18 protein-coding genes are annotated in these 17,072 nt (G+C 64.1%); 10 read left to right on the top strand and 8 right to left on the bottom strand.

The genetic code is table 11. The features are described from left to right. Positions 1–16 precede the first annotated feature (16 nt). Positions 17–2,065: a S9 family peptidase gene (locus HUK73_RS14185; protein ID WP_176592475.1), complete on the top strand. Its 2,049-nt coding sequence runs from the start codon at positions 17–19 to the stop codon at positions 2,063–2,065. Beyond that, on the top strand, positions 2,065–2,463 hold the full coding sequence (locus HUK73_RS14190) for a thioesterase family protein (RefSeq protein WP_176592476.1): 399 nt from the start codon (positions 2,065–2,067) through the stop codon (positions 2,461–2,463). Before HUK73_RS14185 ends, HUK73_RS14190 begins: the two co-directional genes overlap by 1 nt. Before the next feature lie 47 nt (positions 2,464–2,510). On the opposite strand, the gene HUK73_RS14195 is transcribed toward HUK73_RS14190, so the two are convergent. Next, complete coding sequence (locus HUK73_RS14195; protein WP_176592477.1) at positions 2,511–3,137, bottom strand: DUF1345 domain-containing protein; 627 nt, start codon at positions 3,135–3,137, stop codon at positions 2,511–2,513. A gap of 143 nt (positions 3,138–3,280) precedes the next feature. Here HUK73_RS14195 and ruvA point away from each other — a divergent pair, with 143 nt between their 5' ends. The 3 genes from ruvA (at position 3,281) to HUK73_RS14210 (ending at position 6,800) form a co-directional block, all read left to right on the top strand. Beyond that, positions 3,281–3,889: a Holliday junction branch migration protein RuvA gene (ruvA, locus tag HUK73_RS14200; RefSeq protein ID WP_176592478.1), complete on the top strand. Its 609-nt coding sequence runs from the start codon at positions 3,281–3,283 to the stop codon at positions 3,887–3,889. Continuing rightward, positions 3,886–4,905 carry a Holliday junction branch migration DNA helicase RuvB gene (ruvB, locus tag HUK73_RS14205; RefSeq protein ID WP_176592479.1) on the top strand — a complete coding sequence of 340 codons (1,020 nt, stop codon included), beginning with the start codon at positions 3,886–3,888 and terminating at the stop codon, positions 4,903–4,905. Before ruvA ends, ruvB begins: the two co-directional genes overlap by 4 nt. A 116-nt stretch (positions 4,906–5,021) precedes the next feature. Continuing rightward, on the top strand, positions 5,022–6,800 hold the full coding sequence (locus HUK73_RS14210; RefSeq protein ID WP_176592480.1) for a long-chain fatty acid--CoA ligase: 1,779 nt from the start codon (positions 5,022–5,024) through the stop codon (positions 6,798–6,800). A gap of 6 nt (positions 6,801–6,806) precedes the next feature. Here HUK73_RS14210 and HUK73_RS14215 read toward each other — a convergent pair whose 3' ends face one another. From HUK73_RS14215 to HUK73_RS14225, 3 genes are all read right to left on the bottom strand, one after another. Next, positions 6,807–7,208 (bottom strand): hypothetical protein, encoded by a 402-nt coding sequence (locus HUK73_RS14215; protein WP_176592481.1) that lies wholly within the window; start codon positions 7,206–7,208, stop codon positions 6,807–6,809. Positions 7,209–7,353: 145 nt separating this feature from the next. Further along, positions 7,354–8,076 (bottom strand): hydroxyacylglutathione hydrolase, encoded by a 723-nt coding sequence (gloB, locus tag HUK73_RS14220; protein WP_176592972.1) that lies wholly within the window; start codon positions 8,074–8,076, stop codon positions 7,354–7,356. 5 nt (positions 8,077–8,081) lie between these two features. Continuing rightward, entirely contained in the window at positions 8,082–8,516 is a 435-nt protein-coding gene (locus HUK73_RS14225) for a VOC family protein (protein WP_176592482.1), read from the bottom strand. A gap of 101 nt (positions 8,517–8,617) precedes the next feature. Here HUK73_RS14225 and HUK73_RS14230 point away from each other — a divergent pair, with 101 nt between their 5' ends. Next, positions 8,618–9,322 (top strand): SIMPL domain-containing protein, encoded by a 705-nt coding sequence (locus HUK73_RS14230; protein WP_176592483.1) that lies wholly within the window; start codon positions 8,618–8,620, stop codon positions 9,320–9,322. Positions 9,323–9,346: 24 nt separating this feature from the next. Here the strand turns inward: HUK73_RS14230 and hisN are convergent, their stop codons facing one another. After that, positions 9,347–10,132 (bottom strand): histidinol-phosphatase, encoded by a 786-nt coding sequence (gene hisN, locus HUK73_RS14235; RefSeq protein WP_176592484.1) that lies wholly within the window; start codon positions 10,130–10,132, stop codon positions 9,347–9,349. Between the two features lie 80 nt (positions 10,133–10,212). Between hisN and HUK73_RS14240 the strand changes: the two genes are divergently transcribed. Then, positions 10,213–10,635: a VOC family protein gene (locus tag HUK73_RS14240; RefSeq protein ID WP_176592485.1), complete on the top strand. Its 423-nt coding sequence runs from the start codon at positions 10,213–10,215 to the stop codon at positions 10,633–10,635. A 51-nt stretch (positions 10,636–10,686) separates the two neighbouring features. Beyond that, positions 10,687–10,923 (top strand): hypothetical protein, encoded by a 237-nt coding sequence (locus HUK73_RS14245; protein ID WP_176592486.1) that lies wholly within the window; start codon positions 10,687–10,689, stop codon positions 10,921–10,923. A 116-nt stretch (positions 10,924–11,039) separates the two neighbouring features. Here the strand turns inward: HUK73_RS14245 and HUK73_RS14250 are convergent, their stop codons facing one another. Then, positions 11,040–11,975, bottom strand: coding sequence for a ribose-phosphate pyrophosphokinase (locus HUK73_RS14250; RefSeq protein ID WP_176592487.1), 936 nt, complete (start codon positions 11,973–11,975; stop codon positions 11,040–11,042). Between the two features lie 211 nt (positions 11,976–12,186). Between HUK73_RS14250 and HUK73_RS14255 the strand changes: the two genes are divergently transcribed. Both HUK73_RS14255 and gltX read left to right on the top strand, forming a co-directional pair. Beyond that, positions 12,187–13,848, top strand: a complete 1,662-nt coding sequence (locus HUK73_RS14255) for an NAD+ synthase (protein WP_176592488.1) — start codon at positions 12,187–12,189, stop codon at positions 13,846–13,848. A 5-nt stretch (positions 13,849–13,853) separates the two neighbouring features. Continuing rightward, positions 13,854–15,185, top strand: coding sequence for a glutamate--tRNA ligase (gltX, locus tag HUK73_RS14260; protein WP_176592489.1), 1,332 nt, complete (start codon positions 13,854–13,856; stop codon positions 15,183–15,185). On the opposite strand, the gene HUK73_RS14265 is transcribed toward gltX, so the two are convergent. Together HUK73_RS14265 and HUK73_RS14270 are read right to left on the bottom strand one after the other, a co-directional pair. Next, complete coding sequence (locus HUK73_RS14265; protein WP_176592490.1) at positions 15,172–15,921, bottom strand: alpha/beta fold hydrolase; 750 nt, start codon at positions 15,919–15,921, stop codon at positions 15,172–15,174. The genes gltX and HUK73_RS14265 overlap by 14 nt on opposite strands. Positions 15,922–16,177: 256 nt before the next feature. After that, a complete protein-coding gene (locus HUK73_RS14270; protein WP_176592491.1) occupies positions 16,178–17,068 on the bottom strand; it encodes a hypothetical protein in 891 nt (296 codons plus the stop codon). Between the last annotated feature and the right edge of the window lie 4 nt (positions 17,069–17,072).

Below are 17,072 nucleotides of genomic sequence, written 5' to 3' on the forward strand. Positions count from 1 at the left end.
CAGATCAGGACATTGAATGAACGCTCCTACCGCCGACCGCCGCCAGCACAGCTTCTCCCACCACGGCATCACGGTGGAGGACCCCTATGCGTGGCTGCGCGATCCCGGCTATCCGGAGGTGAAGGACAAGGATGTGCTGTCCTATCTGGAGGAAGAAAACAGCTTCTTCGAAGCCGCGATGCAGCCGCACAAGGCGCTGACCGACGCGCTGTTCGAGGAGATGAAGGGCCGCATCAAGGAAGATGACAGCTCGGTCCCGCAGAAGGACGGCGACTATATCTACTGGCGCTCGTTCGAGATCGGCGCGCAATATCGCAAATGGTATCGCAAGCCCGTAGCCGGGGGTGAGGACCAGCTGATCCTCGATGAACCCGTTCTGGCGGAGGGGCATGACTATTTCCGCCTTGGCGCCATGTCGGTCAGCCCGGACGGCCGGTATCTCGCCTATGCCATCGACAATAATGGCTCCGAACGGTTCGAGGCGCGGATCAAGGATCTGTTCACCGGCGAAATCCTGCCCGAAATCATCCCCGACACCCTGTCCTCGTTGGTGTGGACGAGCGACAGCAAGGGGCTTCTCTACGGCATTGCCAACGACCAATGGCGCACAGACAATGCCCGCCTCCACTGGCTGGGCCAGCCGGTGGAAAGCGACATAGAACTGTTCCACGAAGATGATGAGGGCTTCCGCGTTTCGGTCGGCCTCACTTCTTCCGAAAAGTGGATCGTGATCGCGACCGGCGACCATGTGACCACCGAAGCCTGGCTGCTCCCCGCCGACAATCCCACGGCCGAGCCGCTGCTCGTCGCCGCCCGCAAGCCCGGCCGCGAATATGAGGTCGATGAGCATGAGGGCACGCTCTACATCCGCACCAACGACACCCATCCCAATTTCCGGCTGGTGAAGTCGACCCTCGCCACCCCCGGCGAGTGGGAAGAGGTGATCGCCTCCGACCCGCATTTCTATCTGACCGACTTCACCCTGTTCAAAGGCTTCTACGTCACCGAAGGGCGGCAGGACGGCCTCGACCAGATCGAGCTGCGCGACTATGCGACCCACACGCCCAAGCGCATTCCCTTCCCGGAGGCCAGCTATTCGGCCTCGCTGGACGACAATCCCGAATATGACGTGACCAAGCTGCGCATCGGCTATGAATCGATGGTCACGCCCGACACCATCTACGACTATCATCTGGCGACGGGCGATCTCGAAGTCCTGAAGGTGCAGGAAATCCCGTCCGGCTATGACGCGACCCGCTATACCACCGAGCGGCTGACGATCCCGGCGCGCGACGGCACGCAAATCCCGGTGTCGATCGTCTATCCCAGGGACCTCCCCCGCGACGGCAGCGCGCCGCTGCACCTCTATGGCTATGGCGCCTATGGCATTGCGATGGAGCCGGGCTTCTCCACCAGCCGTCTCTCCCTTCTGGATCGGGGCTTCGCCTTCGCGCTGGCGCATATTCGCGGCGGCGACGATCTCGGCCAGCAATGGTATCTCGACGGGAAGCTCGACAAGCGCACCAATAGCTTCACCGATTTCGTGGACGTGGCGAAGGGGCTGATCGACCTCCATTACACCGCAAAGGGCAGGATCAGCATCTCCGGCGGCTCGGCGGGCGGCGAGCTGATGGGCGCGGTCGTCAACAGCGATCCCGATCTCTGGGGCGCGGTCGTCGCGCATGTGCCCTTTGTCGACGTCCTCAACACCATGCTGGACGAGACGCTGCCGCTGACGCCGGGCGAATGGCCAGAATGGGGCAACCCCATCGAGGACAAGGACGCGTTCGAAACCATCCTCTCCTACGACCCCTACAGCAATGTGAGCGTGCAGGATTACCCGCCGCTGATGGTCACGGCCGGTCTTAACGATCCGCGCGTCACCTATTGGGAACCGGCCAAATGGGTTGCGAAGCTGCGCGCCACCAAGACCGACGGCAATATCCTGCTGCTCAAGACCAATATGGGCGCGGGCCATGGCGGCAAATCGGGCCGCTTCGAAAGCCTCCACGAAACGGCGGAGGAGTTCGCCTTCATCCTCTGGCAACTGGGCGTCGCTGACTGATGCCCTCCACCTACTCCCGCACCTTCACCGCAGGCCCCGCGCATATCGATGTCCTCGGCCATGTGAACAATGCGGTCTGGGTCCAGTGGATGGAGCAGGTCGCGACCGAGCACTGGACCCGCGATGCCGCGCCGGAGCATGTCGACGCCTATGTCTGGGTCGTGACCCGACACGAAATCGACTATCGCGGCAATGTACAGCAAGGCGAGACGGTTTCCGTCCGCACCTGGATTCCCGAAGGTCCGCGCGGCGCCCGCTTCGACCGGCACATGGAATTCACTGGCCCCGACGGCAAGGTGAAGGTCGCGGCCAGGTCGACCTGGGCGATCATCGACAAGGAAACGGGCCGCATCCTCCGGGTTCCTCCCGAAGTCGCGGCCCCCTTCCTCGACGCTTAATGGGTGTGCTGGCCACCGCCATGCTCTGGCTATACTGAATGTCGGGTTCAACTCCCGCCCAGCACGTTGATCGTGAAGGCCAATATGCCGAGGTTGAAGACAAAAGCGGCCAGGCAATGGAACACCACCGTCTGCCGCATGGCGGTGGTCGTCACGGCGGTATCGGACGTCTGGAAGGTCATACCGAGCGTGAAGGCGAAATAGAGGAAGTCCCAATAACCCGGCTCTTCCGTTTTGGGGAAGTCCAGCCCCTTGCTGTCGCCGCCCTGATCGCCCTCCAGATAGAAATTATGGGCATAATGCATGGCATAGACGAGGTTGGAGAACAGCCACGCCAACGCCAGCGTCGCCAGCAGCAGGGCGATCGCCGCCGCACTCGGTCCGCCATGCTGGCTGACGGCCACGCCGACCGCCACCAGAATCACCGTCGAGACGATGGCGGTCAGCAGCAGCATCAATTGCCGGTTGGCGTCATTCGCCGCCGCCGCACGCCGCATGGAATCCGGGTCGGCATCCAGCAGCGGCCAGACCGACAGCAGGAAGGCCAGCGCCGCCAGATCGAAGCCTGCCATCACCGCCACATGCCAGGGCAACAGAAGGGCAAAGGGCGCCATGCTGGCCAGCAACGCCAGGAACATGCCGTAACGCCAGGGGAAGATTTGCGGGCGGCTCATTCCCCACATAGGAAAGGCAAAATTGGCTTTCCACAAGGCATTTTCCACCTCAGTCCCCGGATGACGCCAAAGCGCATCGCTTTTGACTGGCGCCCTCGGGACAAGGTCCCTAAAGAACAGATCATGACCAAAGGGCGTGGGGCATGATCGCGAAACTGAAAGGGCGGCTGGACAGCACGGGGCTGGACCATGCCATCATCGATGTGGGCGGGGTCGGCTATCTGGTCGGCGCCTCGTCCCGCACCCTCGCCGCGCTGGGGCCGGTGGGGGAAGCGGTGACGGTCCACACCGAAATGCTGGTGTCGGACGATGCGATCCGGCTGGTCGGTTTCGCGCGGGCGGAGGAACGCGACTGGTTCCGCCTGCTGACCAGCGTGCAGGGGGTGGGATCGCGCGTGGCGCTGGCCATCCTCTCGGCGCTGGAACCGGCGGAACTGCACCGCGCGGTTGCGACCGGCGACAAGGCTATGGTGGCGCGCGCCAATGGCGTCGGCCCGAAACTTGCCCAGCGCATCGTCAATGAACTGAAGGACAAGATCGGCGCCGTGCCCACGCCCGCCGGCGTGGTCGGTGTCGGGCTGGCTGCTGTCCCCAGCGGCGGACACAGCGCCGACGCCCTGTCGGCACTCCAGAATCTGGGCTTCAAGCCCGCCGAAGCCAGTTCGGCCGTTGCCGCCGCCGAAGAGGAACTGGGTGAAGGCGCGTCGCTGGATGCCCTCGTCCGTCTGGCTCTGCGGAAAGCTGCCAAGTGAGCGAGGACCGCCTGATTGCATCTACCCGTCGCGTCGAGGATGCCGACGCCGCGCTGCGCCCCAAGTCGCTGACCGAATTTATCGGCCAGCAGGCGGCGCGTGAAAATCTGCGTATCTTCATCGAAGCCGCCAAGGGGCGCGGCGAGGCGCTGGACCATGTCCTTTTCTTCGGCCCGCCCGGCCTTGGCAAGACGACGCTGGCGCAGATCGTCGCCCGCGAAATGGGTGTGGGGTTCCGCGCGACATCCGGCCCGGTGATCGCCAAGTCGGGCGACCTGGCTGCCCTGCTCACCAATCTGGACGAGGGGGATGTGCTGTTCGTCGATGAAATTCATCGCCTGAATCCCGCCGTCGAGGAAGTGCTCTATCCCGCCATGGAGGACCGCGCGCTCGACCTGATGATCGGGGAAGGTCCTTCGGCCCGGTCGGTGCGCATCGACCTGCCGCCCTTCACGCTGGTCGGCGCGACCACGCGTCAGGGCTTGCTGACCACACCATTGCGCGACCGTTTCGGCATTCCGGTGCGGCTGCAATTCTACACCGTCGATGAGCTGGAACTGGTCGTTCGCCGCGCCGCGCGGCTGTTGGACCTTGCCATCACCTCCGACGGTGCGATTGAAATCGCCCGGCGTTCGCGTGGTACGCCCCGCATCTCCGGGCGCCTGCTGCGGCGGGTGCGCGACTTCGCCAATGTCGCGGGCGCCCCGGCGGTGGACGCCAAGGTGGCTGACGCTGCGCTCACCCGGCTGGAGGTCGATCATATGGGCCTGGACCTGATGGACCGGCGTTACCTCATGATGATCGCGGATATTTATCGCGGCGGGCCGGTTGGGGTCGAAACGCTGGCGGCGGGCCTGTCCGAAGCCCGCGACACGATCGAGGAAGTGATCGAGCCTTATCTCATCCAGCTGGGCCTGATCGCCCGCACCGCGCGGGGCCGTTGCCTCAATGGGCCGGGCTGGAAGCATCTGGGCCTCAATCCGCCGTCCAATATTCAGGACGGGTTGTTCGACTAGGGTGTGGGAAGGCAAATCTCCGAAAACACCTGAAAAACCGTGGCCGTTACGGCATGGCCCGGTTATAGGCTGCCGGGCAGGCGCTCAAGACGCGTCGCGAGTGAGGAGATGCCGTTTTGAGGGCGATTGAGCGTTTTCCCAATCTGGTGACCATGTTCTTCGCCCGCGCCAGGGCGATGGGCGACACGCCCTTTCTGTGGCGCAAGGCGGCCGGCCAATGGCAGTCGCTGAGCTGGACCGAGGTGGCCCTTGAAGTCGCCTCGCTCGCCAGCGCACTCCAGGCGCAGGGGTTGAAGCCCGGCGACCCGGTGATGCTGGTCAGCGAGAACCGGCCGGAATTCTGCATCGCGGACCTTGCCATCATGGCGGCGGGCTGTGTCACGGTGCCGACCTACACCACCAACACCACCCGCGATCACCAGCATATCCTGACCGACAGCGGCGCTCGCGCGGTCATCGTCTCCACCGCGAAGCTGGCGCAGAACCTGATGCCTGCCGTGCTGCGGTCGCAGGCGAGCTTCGTGATCGGCATGGAGCCTTTGCGCGGCACGCAGGGACATATCCCCTGCCATCTGTGGAGCGACCTGATCGCCCATTATCCCACCGATATCGATGCCTGCGCCGCCGGCCAGACGGCGCAGCGCGAGGATCTGGCCTGCATCATCTATACCAGCGGCACCGGCGGCGCGCCGCGCGGGGTGATGCAGCACCATGGCGCCATCCTCTGCAATATCGAGGGGGCCGGCCGGCTGCTGGAGCAGGATTTCGGCTGGGATGAGGAGGTTTTCCTCTCCTTCCTGCCGCTCTCCCACGCCTATGAACATAGCGGCGGGCAGTTCCTGCCGATCATGCTGGGCGGCCAGATCTATTATGCGGAGGGGCTGGAAAAGCTCGCCAGCAATATCGAGGAAACCCGGCCGACGATCATGGTCGTCGTCCCTCGCCTGTTCGAAGTGCTGCGCACCCGCATCATCAAGTCGATCGAAAAACAGGGCAAATTCCCCACCTATCTGCTGGGGCAGGCACTGCGCATCGCGGCGAAGGAGCAAGGCGGGCGCAAATCGCTGCTCGACCTGCCGATGAAGGCGTTGCTGGCCCGGACCTTGAAGCCCAAGATCGCGGCGCGCTTCGGCGGGCGGATGAAGGCGCTGGTGTCGGGCGGCGCGCCGCTCAACCCCGATGTCGGCCTGTTCTTCGACGCGATGGGGCTGACCCTGCTTCAGGGCTATGGCCAGACCGAGGCGGGGCCGGTGATCAGTTGCAACCGGCCGCGCGCCGGTATTGCGATGGACACGGTCGGTCCGCCGCTCGACGGCGTGGAGGTCCGCATTGCCGAGGATGGCGAAATCCTCGTCCGGGGCGAGTTGGTGATGCACGGCTATTGGCGCAATCCGGCGGAGACGGAAAAGGCGCTGATCGACGGCTGGCTGCACACAGGCGACATTGGCGAGATCGATGCCAGGGGCCGCATCCGCATCACCGACCGCAAGAAAGACCTGATCGTCAACGACAAGGGCGACAATGTCTCGCCCCAGAAGGTCGAGGGGATGCTGACGCTCCAGCCGGAGATCGGACAGGCGATGGTCTATGGCGACCGCCGACCGCATCTGGTCGGGCTGCTGGTGCCCGATGCCGAATGGACCCGTGAATGGGCAGAGGGACAAGGGCGGTCGGTCGAGGGGATCGAGGCCGATCCCGCCTATCAGGCGGCGTTGCGCGCGGCGGTCGATCGGGTGAATGATGACCTGTCGGTGATCGAGCGGGTGCGGCGCTTCGCCTTGGCCGACGAACCCTTCACCATCGACAATAGCGAGATGACGCCATCTATGAAGATTCGGCGCCATGTCATCCGTGCCCGCTATCAGGAACGGCTGGACGCGCTGTACAAGGGGTGATCGCAGCTATTTCCCCGGTGTGCGATAGGGCGTGAAATCGCCCAGCGCGCAGCTGCCCGTCACCATGCCGGTGGGCAGGTCGGCGCTGGTTGCTATGTCGCCCCGGCAATATTGCGACCCCCAACTCTTGATGATCAGCGTGTCGCCGCGCGTCAGGCCGGGGCAGCTTCCGATCAGGTCGTTGCGGTACACCAGCCGTCCACTGACCCGGTAGAGCAGGACGCTGCTGCTGATCGCGGTCAGATTCGCCTGGGATTCGCGGTTGACGCAGCTCGTCTTTTCGCCGGCGACCTTGCCGGCGAGCGCCTTTTCCAGCTCGCCGGTCTGCTTTTCGGTCAGCCGGGGCGGTTCATAGCTGCCCGAACAGCCTGCGAGCAGCAGCGGAGCCAGAATTATCCACGGACGCATGACACTTCTCCTCATTCGTCCCCGCGTTTAATACCAACCCGCTGCGATGCTGACGCATCACGGATTGGAAATGCTCAAGCGCCGCACGGGCTCAACCGGGGCACATTGCGCCCCGATATAAGACGTTCCATGGCCTCGAAGCCCGTCATGCGGCATCCTTGGCAGCCCGCCGCTCAGCCAGTTCGGCCACGTCCCGCGCGCGCATGAAGATATTGGTGGCGCGCTCCAGCCCGATGCTGGTCGGCACGGTCGGCTCGCCGCGTTCGCGCGCCGCGTCGACCCGCGCCATGCGGCTGCGCAGCGCGGCATTGTCCGGCTCCACCGTCAGCGCGAAGCGGCCATTGGATTGCGTATATTCATGCGCGCAATAGACCGCCGTATCGTCCGGCAGCGCGGCAAGGCGCTGCATGTTGGCGAACATCTGCGCGGGCGTCCCTTCGAACAGCCGGCCGCAACCCATGGCGAACAGCGTATCGCCCACGAACAGGATGCGATCCTGCGCCAGATGATAGGCGACATGCCCGGCGGTATGCGCGGGCACCTCCAGCACCACCACCGCATGATCGCCGATCCGTACCAGATCGCCCTCGACCACCGTCCGGTCGAGCGTGCCGATCTTCTCCGCCTCCGCAGCGGGGCCGGTGATCGAACAGCCTGTCATCGCCTTGATCGCCGCATTGCCCCCGACATGATCGCCATGCCAATGGGTGTTCCAGATCTGGCTGATCGTCCAGCCCCGCGCCGCCGCCGCCTCCAGCACCGGATCGGCGACGGCGGGATCGACGGCGACTGTCTCGCCGCTCGCCCCGTCATGCAGCAGCCAGACATAATTGTCCTTGAGGACGGGGATGCGGACGACCTCCAGCATGGCGCTCACCAGACGCCGACATTGGGCATCGATGCCCAAGGTTCTGCCGGTTCCAGCCGCCCGTCCTGCAATAGCTCGATGGAGATATTGTCGGGCGTCCGGATGAACGCCATGTGGCCGTCGCGCGGTGGGCGGTTGATGGTAACGCCCGCGTCCATCAGCCGCTGGCAGGTCGCATAGATATTCTCGACCTGATAGGCGATATGGCCGAAATTGCGCCCGCCATCATAGGTTTCGGCCGGGCTGCCATCGGCGGGGGGCCAGTTGTAGGTCAGCTCGACCTGCGCATCCTCATCCCCCGGCGCGGCCAGATAGACCAGCGTGAAGCGCCCCTGTTCGCTGTCGAAGCGCTTCACCTCCTTGAGGCCCAGAAGCTCGAAAAAGGCGATTGTCTTGTCGACATCCGCGACGCGGATCATCGTGTGCAGATATTTGGGCAATTCGTCACTCCATTCGTCGCCATAAAGCAACGGTTCATCTCAGCCGTGGCAGGAACCTTCCCAAGATAAGATGCGTTCGTTCCAGAAGGAAGAGGGCTGCCATGGCTTTGGCCGATCATGACAAAATCCTGCTTGGTTGCGCGGGCCTGCTGGCGGTCGGAATCGTCAGCGGCGGCTATCTGCTGGGCGATGGACTGAAACGCGCCAGGGCGGCGGACCGATCCGTCACCGTGCGCGGCCTTGCCGAAAAGGATGTGACCGCCGACCTTGCCACCTGGTCGATCAGCTATTCCGCCACGGGCTTCGACCTGCCCGCCGTCCGTGCTCAAATCGACAATAATACAAGGGAATTGCGCGCCTATTTCGCCGATCTGGGCTTCAGGCCCGATGCGCTGACCGCGACGGGGGCGGGGGTCAACCAATATATCAACAATGGCGTCAACACGATCACCATCACGCAGCGCATGCTGCTCCGCACCACCGATATCGCCCGTGCCCAGCGCGCGGTGGCGCAGCAATTCGACCTCGTTCGACGTGGCGTCACGCTGCAGGAGGGATCGGGCATGCGCTACAGCTTCACCAGGCTCAACGATGTGAAGCCGCCAATGGTCGCCTCCGCCACGAAGGATGCCCGTGCCGCCGCCGAACAGTTCGCCCGCGACAGCGGCGCCAGCGTCGGGGGCATCAAAAGCGCCACCCAGGGCTATTTCTCGATCGAGCCGCGCGATGGGGAAGCCGACAGCGCCAGCGACACGCCCTATAAGAAAGTGCGCGTCGTTACGACCGTCGATTTCTATCTCAACTAAGCTTAAGATGAAATAATAAGCAGACTAATGATGGTCGTGACCTTCGGCCAGCGCCTCCAGCACGTCGTCCAGTCGCGCAGGATCGCCCAACGCGATCACCCGGCCGTCGCTGTCCGCCGTGATCGGCTCGCCCATCCAGTCGCACATGCGCCCGCCCGCGCCCTCGACCACCGGCACCAGCGCGGCGATATCGTGCAACTTCAACCCCGCCTCGACCACAATATCCACATGGCCGGAGGCGATCAGCGCATAATTATAGCAGTCGCCGCCCCAGATCGTGTCGCGGCACTGTCCCGCCAGCCGGGAGAAATGCTCGCCGGTGCAGCCGGGAAAGAGTTGCGGCGCGGTCGAGGCTAGAATCGCTTCGTCCAGATCGCGGCAGGCTCGCGTCGTCACCGGCGTGCCGTTGAAGGTTGTCGGCTGCCCCATCATCCCGGCCCAGCGTTCCTTCGCAATCGGCTGGTCGATAATGCCGACGGTCGGCCAGCCCGCCTGCGTCAGCGCGATCAGCGTGCCGAAAATCGGTCGCCCGGCGATGAAACTGCGGGTGCCGTCGATCGGATCGAGAATCCATATCCGCTCCGCATCCTCACGCGTGGCGCCATATTCCTCGCCAATGATGCCGTCCTGCGGCCGTTCCTTCTCCAATATCGCCCGGATCGCTGCTTCCGCCGCGCGGTCGGCTTCTGTCACGGGCGACTTGTCGGATTTGAATTCCATGTCGTAGCGGGCACGGAAAAAGGGGCGGATCGCCGCGCCGGCGGCATCGGCAAGGCGGTTGGCAAGGGCCAGATCGTCACGGGTCGTCATAACCCACCCGCCTAGCGGTAAAGCCGGGATCGCGCTAGGCTGCGCCATCCCGATTCCTCGATCAAACAAGGAGGGACCTGATGCCCGGCTCACCCGTCATCCCCGGCCTGCGCTATGTCGATGCGCCTGCCGCCATCCGATTCCTGTGCGATGCCTTCGGCTTCGAAGTGCATGTATCCTATGAGGATGAGGCGGACCCCCATATCGTCCATCACGCGCAACTGGTGCTGGGCGAGGGCATGGTGATGCTCGGCAGCCGCCGCGACGGGGAGGGCGAATCGCTCTACAACTGGGCGACGCCGCGCGAACTGGGCGGGGTGACGACATGCATCTATGTCGTGGTCCCCGATGTCGACGCCCATTGCCTGCACGCCCGCAATGAAGGCGCGGTGGTGGTCAATGAGCCGCATGACAATATCGGCTATCCCGGTCGCGGCTATGACGCGCTCGATCCGGAGGGCAATGTCTGGAGCTTTGGCACCTACGATCCCTGGAAAGTTTAAGTTTCGGCAAGGCCCGCCGTCTATTCTTCCCGACAATCAAGGGAGTTGCGCGTGGCGCTGATCGGCTGGATATTGAGTTTCATCGCCTTGTTCGCTGGGCTGGCGTTGCGTCAGGATATGCCGATCGGCGGTTCCGCGATGCTGTCCAATCTGCTGATTCTGTTGGCGCTGCTCTGCTGCCCGATGATCTGGCGCGAAAAACCGCTGGGCATCTCGCGGAGCCAACGAGTCGTGGCCGCCCTGATCCTCGTCCTCTGCGCGCCGCTGGTCCTGCTGCTCGCCGCCTGACCGAAAGTTGCGCGGCGCGACTTCATCCCGAAGGCTCGCTTTTCCGCCATAGCTGCAAAAAAAACGCTGCCGGTGATGTCACCGGCAGCGTTTTTCAAAACCGCAGGCGGCTTGCCTCAGTCGAACAGGCTCGACACGGAGCTTTCATCCGCGATGCGTTTGATGGCTTCGCCCAGCAGCGGCGCGATGGGCAGATGGCGGATGCGCTTCGCGTCGTTGACCGCATCGGTGCCCTGGATCGAATCGGTGATAACCAGTTCGTGCAGTTCCGACGCCTCGACACGGGCGACGGCGCCGCCCGACAACACGCCATGGCTGACATAGGCGACGACATCCTCGGCGCCAGCCGCCTTCAGCGCGGCGGCGGCGTTGCAGAGCGTGCCCGCCGAATCGACGATATCGTCGATCAGCACGCAGAAGCGGCCCTTCACGTCACCGATGATGTTCATGACTTCCGACTCGCCCGCGCGCTCGCGCCGCTTGTCGACAATGGCCAGCGGCGCGTTGTCGAGGCGTTTGGCCAGTGCACGGGCGCGCACCACGCCGCCGACGTCGGGCGACACGACCATGATGTTCTTGCCGCCGAAACGGGCCTGGATATCGGCCGACATCACCGGCGCGCCGAACAGATTGTCGGTCGGAATGTCGAAGAAGCCCTGAATCTGCCCAGCGTGCAGATCGACCGACAGCACGCGGTCGGCGCCCGCCGTGGTGATCAGGTTCGCGACCAGCTTGGCCGAGATCGGGGTGCGCGGACCGGGCTTCCGATCCTGCCGGGCATAGCCGAAATAGGGGACGACCGCCGTGATTCGCTTGGCCGACGCACGCTTCAGCGCGTCGATCATGATCAGCAGTTCCATCAGATTGTCGTTCGTCGGATAGCTGGTCGATTGCAGCACGAACACGTCTTCGCCGCGGACATTCTCATGGATTTCCACGAAAACTTCTTCGTCGGCGAAGCGACGAACGCTCGCGTCGGTCAGGGGGATTTCGATATAGTCGGCGATGGCGGCCGCAAGCGGCTTGTTGGAATTGCCGGTCATGAGTTTCATGGCCAAAACCCCCGTGACGAATTGATGACGATGCGAGAACGCGGCCCCTTTAGCGATGCAACCCCTCGCTGAAAAGGCGCTTTTGTTCGTTGTGACAAATTGGACGCGCGCATTTTCAGAACGGTCGTGAAACGGGCGTCCGGTTTGAAAATGCGGCAACAGATCATAGAGCGTTTTGGCTCACGGCCAAAATGCTCTAGGGGCGCTGCTTATGACCGACAAACTCGTGATAGCCCTTGCCCAGATGACGCAGAGCGTGGGCGACTTGCAAGCCAATGCGGACGCGATGCTGGAATGGCGCGCGCGGGCCATGGATGCCGACCTTATCGTCTATCCGGAACTGCAACTGATCGGCTATCCGCCCGAGGATCTGGTGCTGAAGCCCGCGCTGGTCGATTGCGCCAATCACGAACTGGATCGGTTGGCCCAGGCGACGGCGGATGGTGGCCCGGCGATGCTGGTCGGCACGGTCGTCGCCTCGCAGGGGGTACTCTTCAACGTCGTCGCCCTGCTGGAAGACGGTGCCGTCACCGCCATCCGCCAGAAGCGCGAACTGCCCAATTACGGCACTTTCGACGAGAAGCGCCTGTTCGCCCCCGGTCCGCTGCCCGCGCCCATCGATTTCCGGGGCGTGAAGATCGGTGTCCCCATTTGCGAGGATATCTGGTTCCCCTTCGTCACCGCGCATCTGCGGGCGGAAGGCGCCGAAATCCTGATCAGTCCCAATGGCTCCCCGTTCGAGGTCGACAAGGACGACCGTCGCATCAACGCCGTCGCCGGCACCCGCGTCCGCGAAACCGGCCTGCCGCTCATCTACCTCAACCGCGTCGGCGGGCAGGATGAGCTGGTGTTCGACGGCGCTTCCTTCGTCATGAACGGCGACTTGAGCCTCGCCCAGCAGCTCCCCGACTGGGAAGAGGCGCTGGTGCTCACGAACTGGGAGAAATGGGACGGCCAGTGGGTCTGCCTCCCCGGCGAGCGTCACCCACTCGATCCCCGCCCGGCCGATATCTACAATGCCATGGTGCTGGGCCTGCGCGACTATGTGAATAAGAACCGCTTCCCCGGCGTGGTGCTGGGCCTGTCGGGCGGCATCGATTCTGCCCTGTCCGCCGCTGTCGCCGTCGATGCGCTGGGCGCCGACCGCGTCTGGTGCGTGATGATGCCCACGCGCTTCACCAGTCAGGAAAGCCTGGATGACGCGGTGGAATGCGCCCGCCTGCTCGGCGTCCGCTACGACACCATCCCGATCGAACCGGCGGTCGAAGCCTTCGATTCCATGCTGGCCGATGTCTTCACCGGCCGCCAGCGCGACCTCACCGAAGAGAATATCCAGTCCCGCATCCGGGGCGTGACGCTCATGGGCCTCTCCAACAAGTTCGGCCATATGCTGCTCACCACCGGCAACAAGAGCGAGATGTCGGTCGGTTACGCCACCATCTATGGCGACATGGCGGGCGGCTATTCGGTGCTGAAGGACGCCTACAAGACCACGGTTTTCGACCTTAGCCGCTGGCGTAACGAGAATATGCCCTCGCTCGGCGAAGCCTTCGGTCCCAAGGGTCCGGTCATGCCGGAGCGCGTCATCACCAAGCCGCCCAGCGCCGAACTGCGCGACAATCAGAAGGATGAGGACAGCCTGCCCCCCTATGAGGTGCTGGACCCGATCCTCTATGGCCTGGTGGAAGAGGAACTGTCGGTCGAGCAACTGGTCGCCCGGGGTTTCGACAAGGATGTCGTCGCCCATATCGAGCGCCTGCTCTATATTGCGGAATATAAGCGCCGCCAGTCGCCTCCGGGCGTGAAGCTCGGCATCCGCAATTTCGGCCGCGACCGCCGCTATCCGATCACCAACGCCTTCCGCACATTGTAAGCATCATGACCGTCATCACCCGCTTCGCCCCATCGCCGACCGGCAACCTGCATGTCGGCAATATCCGTGCCGCGCTCCACAACTGGCTGTGGGCGAGGAAAAGTGGCGGCCAATTCCTGCTGCGTCTGGACGACACCGATCTTGAACGCTCGCGCCCCGAATATGCGGAAAGCATCAAGGCGGACCTGATATGGCTTGGCCTCCACTGGGACGGCGAGGAAAAGCAGTCCGACCGCTTCGCTCTCTACGAGGAACGGTTCGAAGCCCTCAAGGCCTCGGGCCATGTCTACCCCGCCTATGAAAGCCAACAGGAACTGGAACTGCGCCGCAAGGTTCTGCTCGGCCGGGGCCTTCCCCCGGTCTATGACCGCGCCGCCCTGTCCCTGACCGCCGATCAGATTGCCGCCTATGAAGCGGAAGGTCGTCGGCCCCATTGGCGCTTCCGGCTCGACCATGATCAGTCCATCGTCTGGACCGACCTGATCCGGGGCGAGCAGCGCTTCGATCCGAAACTGCTGTCCGACCCAGTGATCCGTCGCGCTGACGGTAGCTGGCTCTACATGCTTCCCTCGGTGATCGACGATATCGCCATGGGCGTCACCCATGTCCTGCGCGGGGAGGATCATGTGTCGAACACCGCGACGCAGATCCAGATGTTCACCGCGCTCGGCGTTGAACTCCCGGCCTTCGCCCATGAAGCCCTGCTCACGGGCAGCGAAGGCAAGCTCTCCAAACGGCTCGGCTCGCTCGGCGTCGCCCATTTCCGCGAAATCGGGCTTGAACCCGCCGCCATCGCTGCGCTGCTCGCCCGCCTCGGCAGTTCCATGCCGATCGAGCCGTTCGCGGATAGGCAACCGCTGATCGACAGCTTCGACTTCGCGCATTTCGGCCGGGCCCCGGCGCGCTTCGACGAGGGGGAACTGGCGACCCTGAACCAGAAGATCGTCCATCTCCTCTCTTACAGCGCGGTGTCGAGCCGCCTGCCAGAGGGCATGGACGAAGCAGCATGGGACGCCATCTGCCCCAATCTGGAAACCGTCGCGGGCGCTGGGGAATGGTGGCAGATCGTCACCGGCCCGATCGACGCCCCCGCCCCGGCGGAAGAGGACCGCGACTTCCTCGCCCTGGCCCATGACATTCTTTCGCAAGCCGATTTCGACGCGGCCATCTGGCGCACCCTCACCGAAGCGCTGAAGACGGAAACCGGCCGCAAGGGCAAGGCTTTGTTCCTTCCCCTGCGCCGCGCACTGACCGGCATGGATCATGGCCCGGACATGGGCCAACTCCTGCCGCTGATCGGGAAAAGCGAAGCGCTGAAGCGCCTCAGCGTCGGATAGCGTCCAGCGCCTTGCCCACCGCCAATATGCCCTCTGGCGAAGCGGCAAAACCCATATGGGTGCAGTCGACCTCAATCGCCCGGTCGCGCTCCCCGGCGCGGCCCTTGGCGCATCGGGGCAGGACCACGCCGTCACGCTGCGACCACAGGGCCACGGTCGGCACCGGCGGCTTTTCCTCCCGGTTGCAGGCAAAGGGCGGCCGATCCACCGGAAAGCCGGAAACAAGCTGATAGAGCCGCCAGGCATGATTGGCACGCGGATCGCCGGAAAAGGGCGTGCCCATCGTCACTACCCCGCCGACTTTCTCCGTCGCATATTTCGCATATTCCCGCGCGAACAGACCACCCAGACTCCAGCCCACCAGAGTCACCTTGGCGCCGGTCTTGCGGCGAATGGCGTCCACCCGCTGGTCGATCTGTTCAAGGCTGTCGGGCTTTGGCCCGAAATTGCGGCCCATGCCCCAGCCATGCGCCTCATAACCCGCCGCGTTCAGCACGGCGCGCAATGGTTCCATCCGCTGTTCGGAGGCCATCAGGCCGGGGATCAGCAACAGCTGCCGCCCATCGCCCCTGATCGCCTGCGCAAGACTGGACGCCTGCGCCCGTGTCCGCACCAGGTCGAACGGCACCGATGCATTGCCCAGCAAATGCTGGAGCGAAGGCCGCTCGGCCGCGCGCGGGCCGTTGGCTAAACGACCCTTCCAGAAGCTGGTGATGACGTCGGCATAGGGCGGCACGAAAATGTCTTTCCTTTTCCCAGGTGGAAAAATGACATTCTCATGACAATAGCCCCCAAGTCCATGGACATTCATCCATCAGGGGCCACGGTTCGTCGTTTGTGACAGAGGCTCAGGATGGATCGACATTCAGGAGATGGCGAACCGAAAATGGCGGTTTTTCGTGAGCCGGAGCGCAGCGTACTAAAAGTACGTGAGCACCGGAAGCGCGGAAAGCCGCCATTTGCAGGCCGCCAGAACTGGATGTCGATCCGTCCTAGGGCGCCAGCGGGGACGTCTGCGCCACCGCCTCACCATCCGCCGCGCGCAACTGGCGCGGTTCCAGGATCGCTGCCGTTTCAATCAGGTCGAGCGCCCGCCGCGCCTCCAGATAGCGCCGCGCATATTGCATCCAGCGATCCGCCACGGCCCGTCCCGGCATCTGCTCCACTTCCGCCAGCGCTGCGCTGACCCGTGATCCATCGATATAGCGGAGCGCCCGATCCAGCGCCGCCTGTGGCCGGGGCGAGGGGGTGGATGCCTTGTGAATGGTGATGATCTCGCGCGCCTCATGTTCCAGCGCTTCCCACCAGCTGGCGTCGGCGGGCGGAACCGTCACCTGATCGGCCACCGCCATCAGCCCCGCGCGCAGATCGGCCAATGTCACCGGCTCGCGCGCGGCATTGATGATCGTCGCCACGGCGCGCGGCTGGGCCTGACCGAAGCGCAGACGCAACTGCCCCTCAATATAGCCGAGCGGCGTCCCGCTATCGAGCGCCCGCCGCGCCGCGAAGGCCACCAGCAAACCCTCCGCCCGCGCCGCATTGCCGGATGCCGCCTGCGCCTCCACGGTGATGCGGTTGAGCCGTTCCTCCAGTTGCACGACCCGCGAATCCAGCATTTGAGCGGCATCGGCCGACAGCGGCCGTATCGCGACCCCGGATCTCACGCCGTTCAGCATCGGATCGTTCATCACCGCCTGCCGCTGCGGCGCGTTCCAGCGCTGGATGCGGGGCAAGGCCAGCACGGTGATGACGACCCCGACGGCAAAGGCCAGCAGCACCAGCACCGTCATCAGCCAAAGGCCACGCCGACGCGCAGGGGCCGGCGCTGCCACACTGTTCGCCGCGCCGCCGTCCGTGTCGTTCATCAAGGGCCTTTCATCCATGCTG

The sequence above is a fragment of the Sphingobium sp. EM0848 genome, from assembly GCF_013375555.1.
GTDB lineage: Bacteria > Pseudomonadota > Alphaproteobacteria > Sphingomonadales > Sphingomonadaceae > Sphingobium.